The organism is Mycobacterium paragordonae (genome assembly GCF_003614435.1).
GTDB classification, from domain to species: Bacteria; Actinomycetota; Actinomycetes; order Mycobacteriales; family Mycobacteriaceae; genus Mycobacterium; species Mycobacterium paragordonae.
This window is the reverse complement of the sequence record NZ_CP025546.1, coordinates 972,548-989,643: the sequence shown is the minus strand read 5'-3', so window position 1 is coordinate 989,643 and position 17,096 is coordinate 972,548. Positions and strand designations below refer to the sequence as shown.

Annotated in this window: 17 protein-coding genes; 5 read left to right on the top strand and 12 right to left on the bottom strand. The window is 69.2% G+C overall.

Translation table 11 applies throughout. The annotated features are described in order from the left end of the window. Window positions 1-20: 20 nt before the first annotated feature. The 4 genes from C0J29_RS04550 to C0J29_RS04535 are packed head-to-tail and all read right to left on the bottom strand — an operon-like array spanning window position 21 to window position 3,771. The gene (locus C0J29_RS04550) at window positions 21-863 is read right to left on the bottom strand and encodes a thioesterase family protein (RefSeq protein WP_120791644.1); all 843 of its coding nucleotides are present in this window, start codon (window positions 861-863) and stop codon (window positions 21-23) included. A 1-nt stretch (window position 864) separates the two neighbouring features. Then, on the bottom strand, window positions 865-1,707 hold the full coding sequence (locus tag C0J29_RS04545) for a sugar phosphate isomerase/epimerase family protein (protein ID WP_065044556.1): 843 nt from the start codon (window positions 1,705-1,707) through the stop codon (window positions 865-867). 16 nt (window positions 1,708-1,723) lie between these two features. Then, window positions 1,724-2,758, bottom strand: a complete 1,035-nt coding sequence (locus C0J29_RS04540; RefSeq protein WP_120791643.1) for a hypothetical protein — start codon at window positions 2,756-2,758, stop codon at window positions 1,724-1,726. After that, window positions 2,755-3,771 carry a Ppx/GppA family phosphatase gene (locus C0J29_RS04535; RefSeq protein WP_065044554.1) on the bottom strand — a complete coding sequence of 339 codons (1,017 nt, stop codon included), beginning with the start codon at window positions 3,769-3,771 and terminating at the stop codon, window positions 2,755-2,757. The genes C0J29_RS04540 and C0J29_RS04535 overlap by 4 nt, the downstream gene beginning before the upstream one ends. A 150-nt stretch (window positions 3,772-3,921) precedes the next feature. Between C0J29_RS04535 and C0J29_RS04530 the strand changes: the two genes are divergently transcribed. Then, a complete protein-coding gene (locus C0J29_RS04530) occupies window positions 3,922-4,668 on the top strand; it encodes a DUF3109 family protein (RefSeq protein ID WP_120791642.1) in 747 nt (248 codons plus the stop codon). 1 nt (window position 4,669) lies between these two features. On the opposite strand, the gene C0J29_RS04525 is transcribed toward C0J29_RS04530, so the two are convergent. Then, complete coding sequence (locus C0J29_RS04525; RefSeq protein ID WP_197748185.1) at window positions 4,670-5,437, bottom strand: FadR/GntR family transcriptional regulator; 768 nt, start codon at window positions 5,435-5,437, stop codon at window positions 4,670-4,672. 74 nt (window positions 5,438-5,511) lie between these two features. Between C0J29_RS04525 and C0J29_RS04520 the strand changes: the two genes are divergently transcribed. Genes C0J29_RS04520 through C0J29_RS04510 form a run of 3 tightly spaced genes read left to right on the top strand, consistent with a single transcriptional unit; the run spans window position 5,512 to window position 8,701 of the window. After that, on the top strand, window positions 5,512-6,489 hold the full coding sequence (locus C0J29_RS04520) for a hypothetical protein (protein WP_197748184.1): 978 nt from the start codon (window positions 5,512-5,514) through the stop codon (window positions 6,487-6,489). Beyond that, on the top strand, window positions 6,486-6,827 hold the full coding sequence (locus tag C0J29_RS04515) for a hypothetical protein (RefSeq protein ID WP_065044550.1): 342 nt from the start codon (window positions 6,486-6,488) through the stop codon (window positions 6,825-6,827). The genes C0J29_RS04520 and C0J29_RS04515 overlap by 4 nt, the downstream gene beginning before the upstream one ends. Then, window positions 6,824-8,701: a GMC family oxidoreductase N-terminal domain-containing protein gene (locus C0J29_RS04510; RefSeq protein WP_120791640.1), complete on the top strand. Its 1,878-nt coding sequence runs from the start codon at window positions 6,824-6,826 to the stop codon at window positions 8,699-8,701. Before C0J29_RS04515 ends, C0J29_RS04510 begins: the two co-directional genes overlap by 4 nt. Here C0J29_RS04510 and regX read toward each other — a convergent pair. The 6 genes from regX to C0J29_RS04480 all read right to left on the bottom strand — a co-directional run bounded on the left by regX (window position 8,698) and on the right by C0J29_RS04480 (window position 14,738). Continuing rightward, on the bottom strand, window positions 8,698-9,381 hold the full coding sequence (gene regX, locus C0J29_RS04505) for a two-component sensory transduction protein RegX (RefSeq protein WP_055578713.1): 684 nt from the start codon (window positions 9,379-9,381) through the stop codon (window positions 8,698-8,700). The two genes, C0J29_RS04510 and regX, sit on opposite strands and share 4 nt — an antisense overlap. Then, window positions 9,381-10,616 carry a sensor histidine kinase gene (locus tag C0J29_RS04500; RefSeq protein ID WP_120791639.1) on the bottom strand — a complete coding sequence of 412 codons (1,236 nt, stop codon included), beginning with the start codon at window positions 10,614-10,616 and terminating at the stop codon, window positions 9,381-9,383. The genes regX and C0J29_RS04500 overlap by 1 nt, the downstream gene beginning before the upstream one ends. 133 nt (window positions 10,617-10,749) lie before the next feature. Continuing rightward, window positions 10,750-11,505, bottom strand: coding sequence for a phosphoglyceromutase (locus C0J29_RS04495; RefSeq protein ID WP_120791638.1), 756 nt, complete (start codon window positions 11,503-11,505; stop codon window positions 10,750-10,752). Between the two features lie 13 nt (window positions 11,506-11,518). Continuing rightward, a complete protein-coding gene (locus tag C0J29_RS04490; RefSeq protein ID WP_174814818.1) occupies window positions 11,519-12,028 on the bottom strand; it encodes a type III secretion system chaperone family protein in 510 nt (169 codons plus the stop codon). Continuing rightward, window positions 12,025-13,344, bottom strand: coding sequence for a D-inositol-3-phosphate glycosyltransferase (mshA, locus tag C0J29_RS04485; protein WP_420872770.1), 1,320 nt, complete (start codon window positions 13,342-13,344; stop codon window positions 12,025-12,027). Before mshA ends, C0J29_RS04490 begins: the two co-directional genes overlap by 4 nt. Window positions 13,345-13,421: 77 nt before the next feature. Continuing rightward, window positions 13,422-14,738 (bottom strand): ROK family transcriptional regulator, encoded by a 1,317-nt coding sequence (locus C0J29_RS04480; RefSeq protein ID WP_120791636.1) that lies wholly within the window; start codon window positions 14,736-14,738, stop codon window positions 13,422-13,424. A 181-nt stretch (window positions 14,739-14,919) separates the two neighbouring features. Between C0J29_RS04480 and C0J29_RS04475 the strand changes: the two genes are divergently transcribed. Continuing rightward, window positions 14,920-15,678, top strand: coding sequence for an SDR family oxidoreductase (locus tag C0J29_RS04475; RefSeq protein WP_120791635.1), 759 nt, complete (start codon window positions 14,920-14,922; stop codon window positions 15,676-15,678). Here C0J29_RS04475 and C0J29_RS04470 read toward each other — a convergent pair. Continuing rightward, a complete protein-coding gene (locus C0J29_RS04470; RefSeq protein WP_174814817.1) occupies window positions 15,656-17,059 on the bottom strand; it encodes a L,D-transpeptidase in 1,404 nt (467 codons plus the stop codon). The two genes, C0J29_RS04475 and C0J29_RS04470, sit on opposite strands and share 23 nt — an antisense overlap. Window positions 17,060-17,096: the final 37 nt, after the last annotated feature.

Genomic DNA, 17,096 nt, shown 5'->3' with positions numbered 1-17,096 from the left:
TTCCAGACACAGCCCCCGCGTTACCGGGCAGGCGGCCGGGGGGGTACGAGGGCCAGTTGGCGGGCCTGCACCACCAGGCGGCCCAGCCGGTCGACGACGATGTGGTCCTCGTCGAACCAGTCGTGCCCGATCTCGAGGCAGGTGGCGACGATGCGCAGCCAGCCGTCGGCGGGCAGGGACCGGAGCAGCGCGGTGAGCTGAACGGTGGGAGCCCAGCCCGTCCGGTCCACGGCGAAGGTCACGGGTGCCGACAGGTCGCCGCACATGAGCGCGAACAGCCCGTCGGGGGCTACGTCACGCGGACGCGCCCACATCTGCAGCAGCGGCGGCCGCCCGTCACCGGTCGGCTCCATCGTCGACAGCACGGGGCGGATGTCGCAGCCCGCGCCGAGATGCACCAACCCGGCCAGCCGGTGGCCGGGCCCGATCGGCGCCAGATCGTCCGGCGGTTCGGGAGGCATCAGATCCAGCACCGGGTTCGCCGACAGCAGCGGCTCGCTCTCACCCGGCAGGTGGTGTTCGGGCTCACCCAGTGTCACCACGGCGTGCACCGCGGTGCGCCCGCCCTGAACCAGCTCCACATCAGCCACGGTGATCCGGCGGCCGCGCTTGCGTGCGGCGGTGATCAGCTGCACCGGGCCCGGATCGGGGGCCGACAGGAAGTTCGCGGACACCGCCACCGGGTGCAGGTTGCCCCCGCCGTACGCGGTCCGCGCGGCATTGGCGCACAGCGCGACCATGACACCACCGTGCACCTTGGGCCCGATGGTCCACTGCTCGTCCAGGGCACCCTCGAACAGCAGACCATCGGGGCCCGAGCCGGCTTCGCGCAGCGCCATGGCCGCGGTGAACAGTGCGCTCATATCACCGCAACAAGTTGGTTCGGGCGAACTGCAGGGACTCGACCAGCATGGCTTCGCGCTCCGCGGCCGACCGCGCTCCCGAGGTGGACACTTCGAGGACCACATGACCGGTGAAATCACTCGCGGCAAGCATCTGGCACACCTCGGCCGTGGGCTGGGTGCCGCGGCCGGGCACCAGGTGCTCATCGGCCGGCAACCCGCTGCCGTCACACAGGTGCAGATGGGTCAGCCCCGCCCCCATCCGTCGCGCCATCTCCAACGAGTCGGTGCCGGCGGTGGAGGTGTGCGAAAGATCCAGCGTGTAGTGCGCGTGGTTGCCGTCCAGCGGGTCGTAGGACGGCGCGAACGCCGAGATCGCCGGGCCGGGTCCGCCCCCGCGCCGGCGCATCCGCTCGCGGCTCTGATCGCTGCCGAAGAACCGGTCGGCGCGGAACGGAAACATGTTTTCGACGGCCACCATGACGCTGCCGGATTCTTCCAGGGCCTTGACCTGTTCGCCGAATCCCTCGGCATAGCGCCGCTGCCACCGGAACGGCGGGTGTACGACGACGGTCTGCGCACCCAGCTGTTCGGCGGCACGCACACTGCGGTCCAGCTTCACGATCGGGTTCGCGCCCCACACCCGCTGGGAGATCAGCAGGCAGGGCGCGTGCACGGACAGCACCGGCACCCCGTAGCGCCGGGACAGCCGGCCGATGGCGTCTATGTCCTGGCTGACCGCCTCACCCCAGACCATCAGCTCGACGCCGTCGTAGCCGAGTCGGGCCGCATACTCGAACGCGGCCTCGGTTCGCAGGGGATATACCGAGGCCGTCGACAAGCCGACTTTGATTGCTGGGCGCACTGGGGGTCTGGTGCGCCTATCCGGTTTGCAGCAGGGCCATCGGTCCGAGGGTGATCAGCGCACCCACCGCAACCGCGATCAACGTGCTGGCGATGTCCTCGGTCTTGCGGACCACCCGGACGCCGACCACCAGGCCGAGGATCACCAGCACCGAGAGCACCAGCGCCACGATGGAGTTCCAGCGCCACAGCTGGTCGAAGGCGATGAACAGGCCGGCGCCGAACGCGACGGCCAGGATGGACTGCAACACGGTCAGCGCGGCACGGCCCAGTGCCGCCGCGGTGCTTCCCGAGCGACGTTGCGGCGCTTGCACATCGGAGTCGAGGTCGTCCTCGTCGACCGGCGGGCGCTCGCTGCGCCGCCGCGCTACCTCGTCGGCGATCGACTGTCCGCCGAACAGCGTGTGCTCGGCGCCGCCGTCCGACTCCTGCAGGTACGAACGCACGTAGGCGGAGTCCTCGACCGGCTCTTCCACCTCGCTGATCTCGCTGTCGAGGACGTCGACGGAGGCGTCGGTGTAGTGACCCACCGGATCCGGGCTCATGCTGTCGGCGCCGGACTGCTGTCCGCCGGACTCGCTGACCTCGTCCAGGTGGCGCACGGGCCGCGGGTATTCGCTGCGCTCGGGCCCGGTGCTGCGGGTGGTTATCGGTTCCGACCTGGGCCAGCGCGGCTCGGGCTCGGCCCAGTACGGGGTCTTGCGTTCGGGCTCCGCGGCGGTGACTGTGCCCTGTTTCGGGGCCGGTTCGGGAGCGGGTTCGGGAGCCGGTTCGGGAATCTTTTGAATGACGGGTTCAGGCGGCGGGGCCGGTTCGGCGGCCTGGACTTCCCGCTCGACCCGGGGCGGCGCGGGCGGCGCCACCGGGGGCGGCGCGGGCCGGTCGTCGCGGATGATCGGGATCTCACCCGTCAGCTCGGCGACGGTAACCGAGTCGTCACCGCGCCGGCGTCGGCGCCGGCGCGTGACCGCGGGAGCACCGATGGTCCCGTTCCTGGCCAGCAGTTCGGCCACCGAGATCTGCTTGGTGTCCTCGGCGTCTGGTTCGGTCATGGCTTGCCTCTCGATCGGTTAGGCGAGTTCCGATCAACTAACTGACGTCCAGCATCCCGCACCGAGGTTTCCACGAGTGCCGTTCCGTCGGCTTCGGAGTCGAGTTTGCGCAAGATGAGACCCTCCCGTAGCGCCCACGGGCAGATGTCCACCTGTTCTATAGACAGCGCTCGCATGCTCGCCTCCGCCACCAGGGCACCCGCGACGATCTGCGGCGCCCGCTCGGCGCTGACTCCTTCCAGTTCTGCCCGGTCAGCGGTCGTCATCCTAGAGATGAAAGATATGAGTTGTCTGAGGCCGTTTGCTGTGAGCGTTCGCTTCACCCGCGGGCCGGCCGCCGACGGGGCGGCGCCGGTGAGGCGTGCCAGCGACCGGAACGTCTTGGAAGTCGCCACGGCGAGGTCGGGCGCGCCGGCGTCAAGGACGGTGGCGCCGGCCTCGGACAGCTCGGCGTCCAGCCAGTCGCGCAGCATCGCGACCCGGCGCCGACCGGGCGGATCATCGGGCAGCCACTCGCGGGTCAACCGTCCCGCACCCAGCGGCAGCGACATCGCGACCTCGGGCTCCTCGTCCACCCCGCTGGACACCTCCAGCGAGCCGCCACCGATGTCGAGGTTGACGATGCGTCCGGCGCTCCATCCGAACCAGCGCCGCACCGCCAGAAAGGTCAGCCGCGACTCGTCGACCCCGCGCAGCACCTGCAGCTCGACACCGGTCTCCTTGCGTACCCGGGCCAGCACGTCGTCGGAGTTCTCGGCATCCCGGACCGCGGACGTCGCGAAGGCCATCAACTCGGCGCAGCCGGAGCTGACGCCGATCTTGGCGAACTCATCGATGGTGGAAACCAGCTTGTCGGCACCGCGCTTGGTGATCTTGCCCGAGCTGTCGGTGGCCTCGGCCAGGCGCAGGGTGGCCTTCGTCGAGCTCATCGGGGTCGGATGCCCACCGCGGTGCGCGTCGACCACCAGCAAGTGGACGGTGTTACTGCCCACGTCCAACACACCCAATCGCACGGATTCAACCTAGTCGGGATGACGACGCGCCCGTATCGCGACCCGCTGCGCAGCGCCCCGCCGACGACACCGACGGCGTCCCGGTGGTCGCCGGAATCGTGGACTAACGTTGCACCCGTGGCGAACTGGCGGCCCGGACAAGAGGTCGATATGGATTTCACCCGCGAATGGGTGGAGTTCTACGACCCCGACAATCCCGAACACCTCATCGCGGCCGATATGACCTGGCTGCTGTCCCGGTGGACCTGTGTGTTCGGCACCCCGGCGTGCCAGGGCACCGTGGCCGGCCGCCCGGACGACGGCTGCTGCTCCCACGGCGCGTTCCTGTCCGACGACGACGACCGTGCCCGGCTGGACGACGCGGTGCAGAAACTGACCAAGGACGACTGGCAGTTTCGCGACAAGGGCCTGAGCCGCAAGGGCTACCTTGAACTCGACGAGAACGACGGTGAGCCGCAGTACCGCACCCGCAAACACAAGAACGCCTGCATCTTCCTGAACCGCCCCGGTTTTCCCGGCGGCGTCGGCTGCGCGCTGCACAGCAAAGCCCTCAAGCTGGAGGTGCCGCCGCTGACGATGAAACCCGATGTGTGCTGGCAGTTGCCGATCCGGCGCAGTCAGGACTGGGTGACCCGGCCCGATGGCACGGAGATCCTCAAGACCACCGTCACCGAGTACGACCGCCGCGGTTGGGGTTCCGGTGGTGCGGACCTGCACTGGTACTGCACCGGCGACCCGGCCGCCCATGTCGGCGCGCAGCAAGTCTGGCAGAGCCTCGCCGACGAACTCGCCGAACTGCTCGGCGAGAAGGCCTATGCCGAGCTGGCCGCAATGTGCAAGCGCCGCAGCCAATTAGGACTGGTCGCGGTGCATCCGGCCACCCGGGCAGCCGAGTGATCTAGCCCTCGTCCCGCACGTTGGTGCCCTCGTCCCGCACGTTGGTGCCCTCGTCCCGCACGTTGGTGTAGGCGAGCACCATTCGCATCGCGCTGGCGTTCAGGTATGCCTCGACAGCTGCTGCGGCTGCCGCCGGATCGCCGGCGGCCACCGCATCGGTGATCGCTTGCAGGTCGGCCACCACGGGAGCCGCGTCGTCGTAGGCGCGGGTTAGTTCGTGTTCCCGGCCGCCGAAGGCGTCTTCCACCCAGCGGTAGAGCAAACCCAGCGCTCGGTTGCGGGTGCTGTGAATGAGGACGTGGAAGTAGGCCAGGTCAGCCGCCTGCCGCGCGGTCGCCGTGTCCGCGGCCCGCAACTCGGCCACCGCTGCCGCCAGCGCGTCGTGATCCTCCGGCTCAGCGCGTTGCGCGGCCAGCCGGCCGATCACCGGCCCCAATCCGGCCCGGACCTCGAGCAACTCGACCAAGAACTCCGGACCCAACTTGCGCACCAGGGCTTCCACCACTGCCGGATGGGTCAGTCCCGCCGGATCACGCACCACGCTGCCGCTGCCCTGCCGGACCTCGATCAGCCCCATCTGCTGCAGGCGCGCCAGGCCCTGGCGCAGTGAGGTGCGGTTGACGCCGAGCTGATCGGCCAGTTCCCGCTCGGGCGGCAGCGTCGATCCCGGCGGGAACACGCCGTCGAGGATGGCGTCGGCGATCGACGCGGCGATCTGCTCATCGACGCGCTGTCGGTCGGGCGGCGGTATCGGAAGTGATTGGTTCATTGGCTCAACCAATATAGTATGGTGGCGACTGAGCAGGCACAACCCCGTGCGCATGTCCCAACGGAGGTAACGCAGTGGACGACGAGATGCGATCGGCCGCGGCCCCACGCTGGCGGGGCGCCCCGGGACGCCTGGAGGTCTGGTACGCCACGCTCTCCGACCCGGTCACGCGCGCGGGCCTCTGGGTGCACTGCGAGACGGTGGCGCCGACGGACGGCGAACCCTATGAGCACGGCTGGGTCACCTGGTTTCCAGCCCAGGGATCGCCCCGGACCGAGCGCTTCGGCCCCGAACCCGTCCAACCGGCAACCGGCACAACGTGGTTCGACGCGGCCGGCGCAGTGGCGGGTCCCGAACGGCTGACCGGCAGCGCCCGGTCGCTGACCTGGGACCTGTCCTGGAAGGACACCGGCGCTCCGCTGTGGACATTTCCCCGCCTGGCCTGGGAACGCGAAGTGCTGCCCGGCGCCCAGGTGGTGCTGGCCCCCACGGCCGACTTCACCGGCACATTGACCGTCGACGGCACCAAGATCCCCGTCGACCGTTGGCGCGGCAACGTCGCCCACATCTACGGGCACGGCAACGCCAAGCAATGGGGCTGGATCCACGCCGACCTCGGTGACGGCGACGTGCTGGAGGCGGTCACCGCGGTATCGCACAAGCCCGGCCTCAACCGGCTCGCGCCACTGGCGTTCATCCGGTTCCGGATCGACGGAAAGGACTGGCCCGCAACGATTCTGCCGTCACTGCGGATGCGGACGACGCTCGGTCTGCAGCACTGGCAGATGGAAGGCCGCATCGGCCGGCGCGAGGTGTTGATCCGGGTCGACCAGCCGAACGAGCGTTGCGTGAGCCTGGAATACACCGATCCCGACGGCGGCAAGTGCGTGTGCACCAACACCGAACAGGCCGACGTCCACATCGAGATCAGCCGCCGGGTCGGCGGCGCCAGGGTTGTCGAGCGCAGCTGGTCGGTGACCGGCACCGGACACACCGAAGTGGGCCTGCGCGGACAGCAGGCCCCGCCCGTCAATGAAAGGACCCCGTCATGAGTTTCGCCCTCGACCCCCCACTGTTGTTCGCTTCCGGGTTGCTCATCGAGCGGCGCCTGCCGCCCGAGCGCCGCGATGTCGCCGAGGCCGCGGTCCTGGGCGTCTTCTTCGCCGGGTCGTTCGGCCTGTACAACAACGTGCCCGGACTGGGCTTCCTGTGGCGGCCGTTCCGCGCCCAGAACGGCCGCGACTTCATGTGGAACTCAGGCGCTTTCGCCCTCGACACCGCTGAGCTGGACTGGCCCGCGCACGCCGCGGCCGGCGGCATCTTCGCCACCTACCCGTTCTTTCTCAAGCTCGGACGGGCACTCGGCCGGCGAGTGGCCGCACGCTCATGAGCCGGCTGACCGACCGCGTCGGCCGGTCCTCGATAGCCTCCTTCGGCACCGCCCTGCTCCCGCCGGAGCACGGCGGCCCGACCGCGACGGAGTTCACCCAACGCGTCGACCGGTACCTGAAGCGGATGCCCGCCACCGCGCGGATGGCGGTGCGGGCCGGCATGGTCTCCCTGGCCGCGGCGAGCTACCTCACCACGGGCCGGCCCCTGGCGCGGCTCGGCCCGGCCGAACGCGAACAGGTGCTGCGCCGCATCGCGGCACTCAACGTCGACGCCGGCGTTGCCGTCGAAGGCATGAAGGTGATCGGCCTATTGGCTAACGGCGCCGATACCTTTGCGGCGGAACTACTTTCGCGCGCCCAGGACGAAGACGTGGTGCGCCCGGACGCGGCACTCGACGTCACCCCGTCGTCCGAGAGCGCCTCGGTGATCACCACGGACGTGGTGATCGTCGGCTCCGGTGCCGGCGGCGCGATGGCAGCCCGAACTCTGGCCCGGGCCGGCCTCGATACCGTCGTGCTCGAGGAGGGGCGGCGGTGGACAGTGCAGGAGTTCCGCACCACCCACCCCATCGACCGCTACGCCGGTCTGTACCGGGGCGCCGGGGCGACCGTCGCCTTGGGCCGCCCGGCGGTGGTACTGCCGATGGGCCGCGCCGTCGGCGGCACCACAGTCGTGAACTCGGGCACCTGCTTCCGCCCGCCGGATGCCGTGCAGCGCCGCTGGCGCGATGAATTCGGCCTGGACTTCGCCGGCCCGGACCGGTTCCGAACCCACCTGGACGAGGTGGAGCGCACACTGCGGGTCGCGCCGGTGCCACTGGATGTGATGGGCCGCAACGGCAATCTGCTGCTCGACGCCGCCGGCTCGCTGGGCTGGCAGGCGGCACCCATCCCGCGCAACGCACCGGGCTGCGAAGGCTGTTGCCAATGCGCGCTCGGCTGCCCGCACAACGCCAAGTTCGGGGTGCACCTCAACGCACTGCCGCAGGCGTGCGCGGCCGGCGCGCGCATCATCTCCGAAGCACGCGTGCAGCGGGTGCTGGTGGAGGGCGGTCGCGCCCGCGGCGTCCGGGCCCGCCGGCCCGACGGCACCGCGATCGACATCCTCGCCGGCACGGTGATCATCGCAGCCGGCGCGACCGAGACCCCGATGTTGTTGCGGCGCAGCGGTATCGGTCAGCATCCGCGACTGGGCCGCAACCTCGCGCTGCATCCGGCCTCGGTCCTGGCGGGCCGGTTCGAGGAGGACGTGTACGCGTGGCGCGGCGTGCTGCAGAGCGCGGCCGTCCACGAATTCCACGAGTCCGACGGCGTGCTGATCGAGGCGACGTCCACGCCACCGGGCATGGGGTCGATGGTTTTTCCGGGCTATGGCGCGGAGTTGCTGCGCTGGCTCGACCAGGCGCCGCAGGTGGCGACGTTCGGCGCAATGGTGGCCGATCAGGGTGTCGGGTCGGTGCATTCGGTGCGCGGCGAGACGGTGGTCCGCTACGACATCGCGCCGGCCGACGTCGCCAAGCTGCGGGTCGCGCTGGCGGCCATGGGCAAGTTGTTGTTCGCCGCCGGTGCGGTCGAGGTGCTCACCGGTCTCCCCGGCGGGACCACGGTGAAGTCGGAGGCCGAACTTCAGGACGTGCTGGCCCGCACCAACCCGCGGAGCCTGCACCTGGCCGCCTTTCACCCGACCGGGACGGCGGCCGCCGGCGGCGACGAGCAGGTATGTCCCGTCGATCCGGCCGGCCGCCTGCGCGGCGTGGACGGGGTGTGGGTCGCCGACGCTTCGATCCTGCCCAGCTGCCCGGAGGTCAACCCGCAGGTCGCGATCATGGCCATGGCTCTCGCGGTCGCCGACGAGGTGGTCGCGGCGGGCTAACCCTCCAGCTTGTAACCCAGCCCCCGCACCGTCACCAGGTGCACCGGGTTGGCCGGGTCCGCCTCAATCTTGGAGCGCAGGCGCTTGACGTGGACGTCGAGCGTCTTGGTGTCGCCGACGTAGTCCGCACCCCAGACCCGATCGATCAGCTGTCCCCGCGTCAGCACCCGCCCGCTGTTGCGCATCAGATATTCGAGCAGGTCGAACTCCTTGAGCGGCAACGTGATTGCGTCACCGTTCACCGAGACGACGTGCCGCTCGACATCCATCCGCACCGGACCCGACTCGAGAACGCCGTCGCTGATCTCGGAGTCGTCGTCGCCGCCGCGGCGCAGCACCGCCCGAATACGGGCGATCAGCTCCCGGGCCGAATACGGCTTGGTCACATAGTCGTCGGCGCCCAACTCCAGGCCGACGACCTTGTCGATCTCGCTGTCCCGGGCGGTGACCATGATCACCGGAACGCCGGAGCGGGCACGCAACTGCTTGCACACGTCGGTTCCCGACATGCCGGGCAGCATCAGATCCAGCAGCACGATGTCGGCGCCGGACCGGTCGAACTCGGCCAGCGCCGAGGGGCCGTCGGTCACCACGGTGGCCTCAAAGCCCTCCTTGCGCAGGAGAAACGCCAGCGGATCGGCCAGCGACTCCTCGTCTTCCACAATCAGTACGCTCGTCATCAGCGACTCAGTTCTTCCTCTCGTTGTTGCCTGGGCCTGATTTCGCGGCCCAGCAATTGCTCAGGTTCTTGGTTGATGTCATCCGGCGAAGACGCCGAACCGAACGCCGGGATGGACAACGTGAACGTCGATCCGGTGCCCGGCTTGCTCCACACGCCGATACTGCCGCCGTGGTTGGCCGCGACGTGCTTCACGATGGCCAGGCCCAGCCCGCTGCCCCCGGTGGCGCGCGACCGCGCCTTGTCACCGCGGAAGAAGCGCTCGAACACCCGCTCCTGGTCCTCCAGGGCGATGCCGATCCCCCGGTCGGTGACCGCGATCTCGATGTTGTCGCCGCGCCGGCGCCGGCTGATCGACACCAGGGACCCGCGCGGGGAATAGGCGATCGCGTTGGACACCAGGTTGGCCAGCGCCGTCACCAGCAGTGTCTGGTCGCCGAGCACCCGCAGACCGCTGGGCGCGTCGGTACGTATCTCGATGTTGGCGTTTTCCGCCGCCACCTTGTGGCGTGCAATCGCTTCCGACACGACGACGTCGACGTCGACGTCGGTCACGTTGGACAACCGCTCGGCGCCCTGCAGGCGCGACAGTTCGATCAGCTCGGCGACCATGTCGCCCAGCCGGTTGGCTTCGATCAGCACCTTTTCGGCGAAACGCCGCACCGTCTCGGTGTCATCGGCGGAGGCCAACAGGGCCTCGGCGAGCAGGGTCATGGCGCCGACGGGCGTCTTGAGCTCGTGGCTGACATTGGCCACGAAGTCACGCCTGGTCGCCTCCATGCGCGCGAAGTCGGACTGGTCGTGGACGAAGACCACGGCGAACCGGCGGTCGTCCTCGCTCAGCAACCGGGCATGGCCGTGCACCGACAGTCCGGTCCTACCACCCGGACGCTTGACCGGTGCCAGGTCGAACTCCACATCGTCGCCGGCCAGCGCCGCCTGCGCGGCCCTCCAGGCGGCGTCGTCAAGCTGCCGGTCGCGCACCAGGCCGAGTTCCTTGGCGCGATCGTTGAGATAGACGACGTCACGGTGGGTATCGACGACCGCGGCGCCCATGGGCATCAGGGCGACGATTCGTTGCAGCATCTGCGCGACGGTGATACCCGTCCAGTCGGTGGCGGCACGTTGGCGGTTTTGGCCCGCCTGCCGCGACAGCCGGGCGCCCACCACAATGCCTACGGCCAGTGCCAGTCCGGATAAGACCCCGGCCAGCAACAGTGCCGAGAACACAGTCACAACAAAATCCTACAAATCGGGTGAACGCTGCCCTAGCGGAGCGCGGCTAAAATCGGACAAGTCACACGCCGCGGTACAGGTGTTCCGCTGCCGTTAACGCGGTGTTCAGCCTACGGTCCTTCGTGGGCCGCAATCAGCCTTTTGCCGCACCCTGGCTGGCCACGGCCGCGGCTCCCGCGGCAGCCGCCTCGGGGTCCAGATAAGTCCCGCCGGGGACCTTCGGGCGCAGGTCAGCGTCCAGGTCATAGCGCAGCGGAATGCCGGTCGGAATGTTCAGCCCCACGACGTCGTCGTCGGACATCTGGTCCAGGTACTTCACCAGCGCGCGCAGGGAGTTGCCATGCGCCGCGATCAGCACCGTCTTCCCGGTGCGCAGGTCCGGGACGATGACGTCGGTGTAGTACGGCAGGAACCGCGCCACCACGTCAGCCAGGCATTCGGTGAGCGGGCCACCGTCGATGTTGGTGTACCGGGGGTCGGCGTCCTGGCTGAACTCGCTGCCCTTCTCGATGGCCGGCGGCGGCGTGTCATAGCTGCGCCGCCAGGCCATGAACTGCTCTTCGCCGTAGCGTTCCTTCGTCTCCGCCTTGTCCAGGCCCTGCAAGGCGCCGTAGTGGCGCTCGTTGAGTCGCCAGCTGCGGTGCACCGGAATCCACAACCGGTCGGCGGCGTCCAGGGCCAGATGGGCGGTGCTGATCGCGCGCCGCAGCAACGAGGTGTAGAGCACGTCAGGCAGCAGACCCTGCTCGGCCAACAGCTCACCGCCGCGCACCGCCTCGGCGCGGCCCTTCTCGGTCAGTCCGACGTCGACCCAGCCGGTGAAGAGATTGAGGGCGTTCCATTCGCTCTCGCCGTGGCGCAGCAGGACCAGCGTGGCAGTGTCTCCCATGCCGGCCAGTCTCTCACGCAGTCTCGTCGTCTTCGTCTATCAGGTGCGCGAACGCTTCCAGGTTCTTCAGCGACTCACCGCGGGAGACCCGCCACTCCCATTCCTTCTGGATCGAAGTGCGAAAACCCAACTCCAGCAACGTATTGAAGTCCGAATCCACCGCCTCGAGCACCTGACCCAGCACGCGGTCGATCTCCTCGGCGTCGACCGAGGCCAGCGACATTCGCCCCACGAGATAGATGTCGCCGACCTTGTCCAGGGTGTAGGCGACCCCGTAAAGCCGGCGGTTGCGTTTGAGCAGGAACCGGTACACGCCCTCGTGGTTCTCGTCGGGCTTGCGGCACACGAACGCCTCGACCCGCACCGAATGCTCGCCGACGCTCAGGATCGTGTTCGTCTTGAGCCTGCGCTCGCCGGGCAGCTCGACGATGATTCCCGCCAGCCCGCCGCGCGCGCCGGGGTGTTTGGAGTAGTTCAGCTCGCTGGCCCGCAGCGCATCCTCGATCACCTGCTCCACGCTCACGCGCCCACCCCCCGCCGGGCCGACCAGCGCCTCGGCTTGCGCTTGGCGACCAGGTCACGCACCCGGCGCTGGCGTCCGGCGCTGAAGTCGTCGATCGCGCGACGGTAGCTGGTCAGCAGCGCGTCGGTGGTGTTCTCCCAGGAGAACGTGGCGGCATGCTGGGCCGCGGCCCGGCTCATCGCCCAGCCCTGGGGGCCGGCGTTGACCCGCAACAGGTGGTCGATGGCGTCGGCCCACTGCCCGACCTCGTGCCCGGAGACCAGCGTGCCGGTGATGCCGTCGCGCACCGCCACCGGAAGCCCGCCCACCGCAGCTGCCACCACCGGCGTTCCGCAGGCCTGTGCTTCCACCGCGACCAGGCCGAACGACTCCGAATAGCTCGGCACCGCAACCAGGTCGGCGGCGTGGAACAAGGTGGCCAGATCTTCGCGGGACTGCGGCGGCAGGAAGGTCACCCGCGAGGCGATGCCGAGTTCACCGGCAAGCCGGGACAGGCCGTCCGGGGATGCCAGGCCGCTTCCGGAGGGGCCACCGGCCACGACGATGCGCACACCCGGCAGTCGCGCCGCCGCCCGCAGCACGATGTCGGGCGCCTTGAGCGGCTGGATGCGCCCGACGAAGGCCACCACCGGCTCGTCGGGCGCCAGCCCCAACTTTGCCCGCGCGGCCGCCCGGTCGCCCGGCCGGAAAACCTCCAAATCCACACCGGGGTGCACTACATCGATGCGGGCCGGATCCGCGTGGTGCAACAAAATTAATTGTCGCGCTTCGTCTTCGGTGTTGACGATGAGCCGGTCCGCCTCGTCGACGACCTGCTGCTCGCCGACCGTGCGCAACGGCGGCTCCGCGGTGTCACCGTCGGCCAGCGCCGCGTTCTTCACCGCGGCCAGCGTGTGCGCGGTATGCACCAACGGCACCGCCCACCGATCGCGGGCCAGCCAGCCGACCTGCCCGGACAGCCAGTAGTGGGAGTGCACGATGTCGTAGTAACCCGGCTCGTGCGCGGCTTCGGCGCGCAGCACCCCGGCGGCGAAGGCGCACAACTGCGTCGGCAGGTCGTACTTGTCGAGGCCCTCGAACGGCCCGGCGACCACGTTGCGAACCAGCACGCCGGGTGCGGCGCGCACCACCGGCGGGTCGGCTGATGCGGTGGCCCGGGTGAAGATCTCCACCTCGATGCCCCGCTTGGCCAGGTGCAATGCGCTCTGCAGCACATAGACGTTCATGCCGCCGGCATCACCGGTGCCGGGCTGTGCCAGCGGCGACGTGTGTACCGCGAGCAGGGCTACCCGGCGTGGCTCGTCGTCGTAACGCACACTGTCATCTTTACAGGACGCCCCGCAGCGTAAGCCCGGGCGCATGGCTTGGATCGACGGCTGAGCAGGTCAGAACCCTACTTGGCGATAGCAGTGGGCTCGGTGTCGACGAGGCGGTCGCTCAGTGCTCCCGATCGGCGCATCGCTCCCAACGGGTCGGCATAGAGTCCGTCCAGCGACACGATGCCGGCTCCGGCCTCCTGCACGCGGTTGCCGAAGGCGGTGACGCGGATGTCGCGCGGAGCCAGCACCGAACGCTCGGCGAAGGCGGCCTCCACGTCCGCCATCCCTTCCGGATACTCGGTGAACGCCTGGCCGCCGACCACTACTTCGTCTGGGTTGAGCATGTCGCGCAGCAGCGCGACGGCCCCGCCGAGCACCCGCGCCCGCTCCGACAGCAGCTCTCTGGCCTGCTCGTTGCCCGACCGTGCCACTCGCAGCAGGTCGGTCATCGCGGTCGTCGACGCACCGGGACGGGTGGCGGGGGCCACTCCGGGCAGGATCCGGAGCCGACGGGCGGCCGCCAGTACGGCCTCGTCACTCACGGTGGATTCCAGTTGCCCGGACCCGCCGAGCAACTCCGATTGCACCGGCAGGGGTGCGATGGTGCCCGGCCCGCTGGCCGGGCAGTGCACCCGCCCGCCGATCACCAGGGCATAGCCCACGGTCTCGCGCGCATACACGTACAAGCTGGTCGAGGTGCCGGGCGCGAACCGCCGCATGCCCAGCAGCAGTTCCGCCCCGGCCATCGCGTCCACGTGCGAAGCCACCGAAACGGGCAAGCCCAGCGCGTCGGCCAGCACCGGTCCGACCGGAGCCTGCCGCCAACCCAGTCGGGGGTGGTCCACCAGGCCGGTTGTGCTGTCGACGGTGCCGCCGATCGCCACGCCGGCCCACAGCGCGCGCCGCCGGTGCCAGCGTCGCAGGTAGCGGCTGGCGCTGTGGGACAGCGCCGTCAGGGCGGGACCCGCGGCGCTGAGCGGCGTCGGGGTCTCCACCGTGTCCAGCGTGCGGCCGAACAGGTCGGTAGCCACGATGCTCGTGGTGCGGGCGCCGATGTGGATGCCGAGCGTGACGAAGGGCTCGTGGTTGACCTCCACCGGAACCCTCGGGCGTCCGATCGCCCCGGAAACCGCCAGGTCGGCGCGTTCACGGAGCAGTCCGGCATCGAGCAACGCGATGACCTGACGGTTCACCGTGGCGATGCTCAAAGAGGTGACACTGGCGATGACGTCGCGGCCCACGGGGCCGCGTAACCGCACGGCGCGGAAGACCGACGCCGCCGCGGAGTCCGACAGGTGCAACGCCGGGGGCACGACCTGGCGGTATGCCCGCAACTGTGCGTTATGCCCGGTGCGGCTGTGCGATTGGTGGGTGAGAGTAGTCGAGTGCACTGGCAGTCCTTTTACGAGTTCCGATGGCCGGGTCCCTGGCCACACCCGCGACTTGCGTCAGTTCAGGCGCGGCAAAGTGCGCGACAACAACACGCGCCCGCGTAAAGACACGCGGTCGTCGTGCGGAACATGGCACTGCAGTACACACCGAAAATTTAGCACGTTTATTAGAGTTGTCCCGATGAGTTCCCCCGACCCGAAGAAGCCAGTCGCCGTGGTGACCGGAGCCAGTTCCGGGATCGGCGAGGCGACCACGAAAGTGCTTGCCGCACAAGGATTTCACGTGGTTGCAGTGGCACGGCGGGCCGATCGGATCAATGCGCTGGCCGCCGAGGTCGGCGGCACCGGGGTTGTGGCCGACGTCACAAAAGACGAGGACGTGGCCGCGCTGGCCCGCCGGCTGGACCGGGTCGACGTGCTGATCAACAACGCCGGCGGCGCGAAGGGCCTGGCGCCGGTGGCGGATGCCGACATGGAGCATTGGCGCTGGATGTGGGAGACCAATGTGCTGGGCACGCTGCGGGTGACCCGGGCATTGCTGCCCAAGCTGATCGAGTCCGGCGACGGTCTGATCGTCACCGTGACTTCGATTGCGGCCCTTGAGATTTACGACGGCGGCGCCGGCTACACGGCGGCCAAGCACGCTCAGGGCGCACTGCACCGCACGCTGCGCGGCGAACTACTGGGGAAGCCGGTGCGTTTGACCGAGATAGCCCCCGGCGCGGTGGAGACCGAGTTCTCGCTGGTTCGGTTCGACGGCGATGAGCAACGTGCGGACGCCGTCTACACGGGGATGACGCCGCTGGTGGCCGCCGACGTCGCTGAGGTCATCGGGTTCGTCGCGTCGCGTCCCTCGCACGTGAACCTGGACCAGATCATCATCCGGCCCCGCGATCAGGCGTCAGCGACGCGGAAGTTCAACCACCTGGCCCAGAACTAGGCCCGGTCGTGGCGGTGGTCGTCGTGGCGGTGGTCGTCGTCGTCGTGGTCGTCGGAGTGCCCGACAGGCTGGGTGCGTTCGACGGCGTCGCCGGTGCGGTGACCGGGATCTGAGTGCCCGGGGGGCGCCCGGACGGCGCGGGCAGCGCCGACATCGCGACCCAGGTGTCCCAGTCCACCGCCCAGTCCCAGATGTCGCCGTCGGAGTAGGAGAGCTGGATAGAGCTGCCGGTCACCTCGACCGGGTCGCCGTACATCGCCGTCGGGAAGTACTCGGCCGCGTCGGAAGTGGACAGGTTGATGCAGCCGTTGGTGACGTTGCTGTTGCCCTGGGCGCCGGCGCTGGACGGGTTCGCGTGGATGAACTCGCCGTTGTTGGAGATCCGGACCGCCCACCGCTCGTGCACGTTGCTGTAGCCGGCGGCCGGGTTGGACATGTAGAAGTCGGCGTATTTCTCGGTGACCACGTGAATGCCGTTGCGCGTCACATTGCGGGCTTTATCGGCCTCGCCGTAGCTGCAGGGGAAGTCCATGATCACACCGGCGTCGGTGACCACTTGGATGCGGTGGGAGGAGACCTCGGCCTTGACGACCTGCCGCCGGCCGATCTGGATGTTCAGGGACATGTCCTGCAGACCGTAGGCCCCGTCGCCGAACGGCAGCCCGTAGAACTTGGCGTCGACGTTGACGGTGGTGCCCGCCGGGTAGTACTCCCTGGGCCGGTAGTGGATGCGGGCGCCCTGCGATTCGTCAGGCAACCATGCCCAGCTGCCCTCGACGGGCGGGTTGGTCTTGATGGTCAACGCCCGCTCGACCGCGGCTTTGTCGCTGATCGGGGCGTCGAACTGGATGATGATCGGGGCCGCGATTCCTACGGTTTGACCGTCAGCCAGTTGGAACCCGCCATCGATCTTCTTCTTCGGCGTAACGGTGATGAATTTGCCGGCCACCGGAACTGCCTTGCCGTCGTGACCGACGGCCGACCCGCTCCAGTTGTAGGTGGTGTCGTAGCCCAGCGGCTCGGTGGTCATGAAGACGGTGCGGTCCTGGTTGAACGTGCCGGCGACGGGCTTGCCGGCCGAGTTCGTCAGCGCGACCTTCTGGAACCAGCCGTCGGTGACGCTGACGCTGATCGGCGCGATCGGCACCACGTCTTCGGTGGCGTTCGCCGGCTGGTAGCTCAGCTTGGGCGCGGCCGGCGGCTTCTTCTCGGATTGCGGGGTGATCTTGCCGCCTGCACACGCGGCCAGGACGCTCGGCGCGAAAACGCCCAGGCCGATAGCCGCCAGAGCCGCGCGCCGATTGATCGGCCCTTGGCTCGAGGGGGTGCGGGAGGTGGTCACAAACGTCAAAGATACCGGGCGAAATGCCCTCTCCCCCACTGCGAAGAGGCGCGGCGGAGCGTCTCGCGCACGAAAG

Bases quoted from the DNA above. Each gene is read 5' to 3' on its own strand.
- C0J29_RS04540 (WP_120791643.1), bottom strand. From the start codon at position 2,758: ATGACCGAACCAGACGCCGAGGACACCAAGCAGATCTCGGTGGCCGAA.
- C0J29_RS04515 (WP_065044550.1), top strand. From the start codon at position 6,486: ATGAGTTTCGCCCTCGACCCCCCACTGTTGTTCGCTTCCGGGTTGCTC.
- regX (WP_055578713.1), bottom strand. From the start codon at position 9,381: ATGACGAGCGTACTGATTGTGGAAGACGAGGAGTCGCTGGCCGATCCG.
- C0J29_RS04495 (WP_120791638.1), bottom strand. From the start codon at position 11,505: ATGGGAGACACTGCCACGCTGGTCCTGCTGCGCCACGGCGAGAGCGAA.
- C0J29_RS04510 (WP_120791640.1), top strand. From the start codon at position 6,824: ATGAGCCGGCTGACCGACCGCGTCGGCCGGTCCTCGATAGCCTCCTTC.
- C0J29_RS04525 (WP_197748185.1), bottom strand. From the start codon at position 5,437: ATGAACCAATCACTTCCGATACCGCCGCCCGACCGACAGCGCGTCGAT.
- C0J29_RS04550 (WP_120791644.1), bottom strand. From the start codon at position 863: ATGAGCGCACTGTTCACCGCGGCCATGGCGCTGCGCGAAGCCGGCTCG.
- C0J29_RS04530 (WP_120791642.1), top strand. From the start codon at position 3,922: ATGGATTTCACCCGCGAATGGGTGGAGTTCTACGACCCCGACAATCCC.
- C0J29_RS04475 (WP_120791635.1), top strand. From the start codon at position 14,920: ATGAGTTCCCCCGACCCGAAGAAGCCAGTCGCCGTGGTGACCGGAGCC.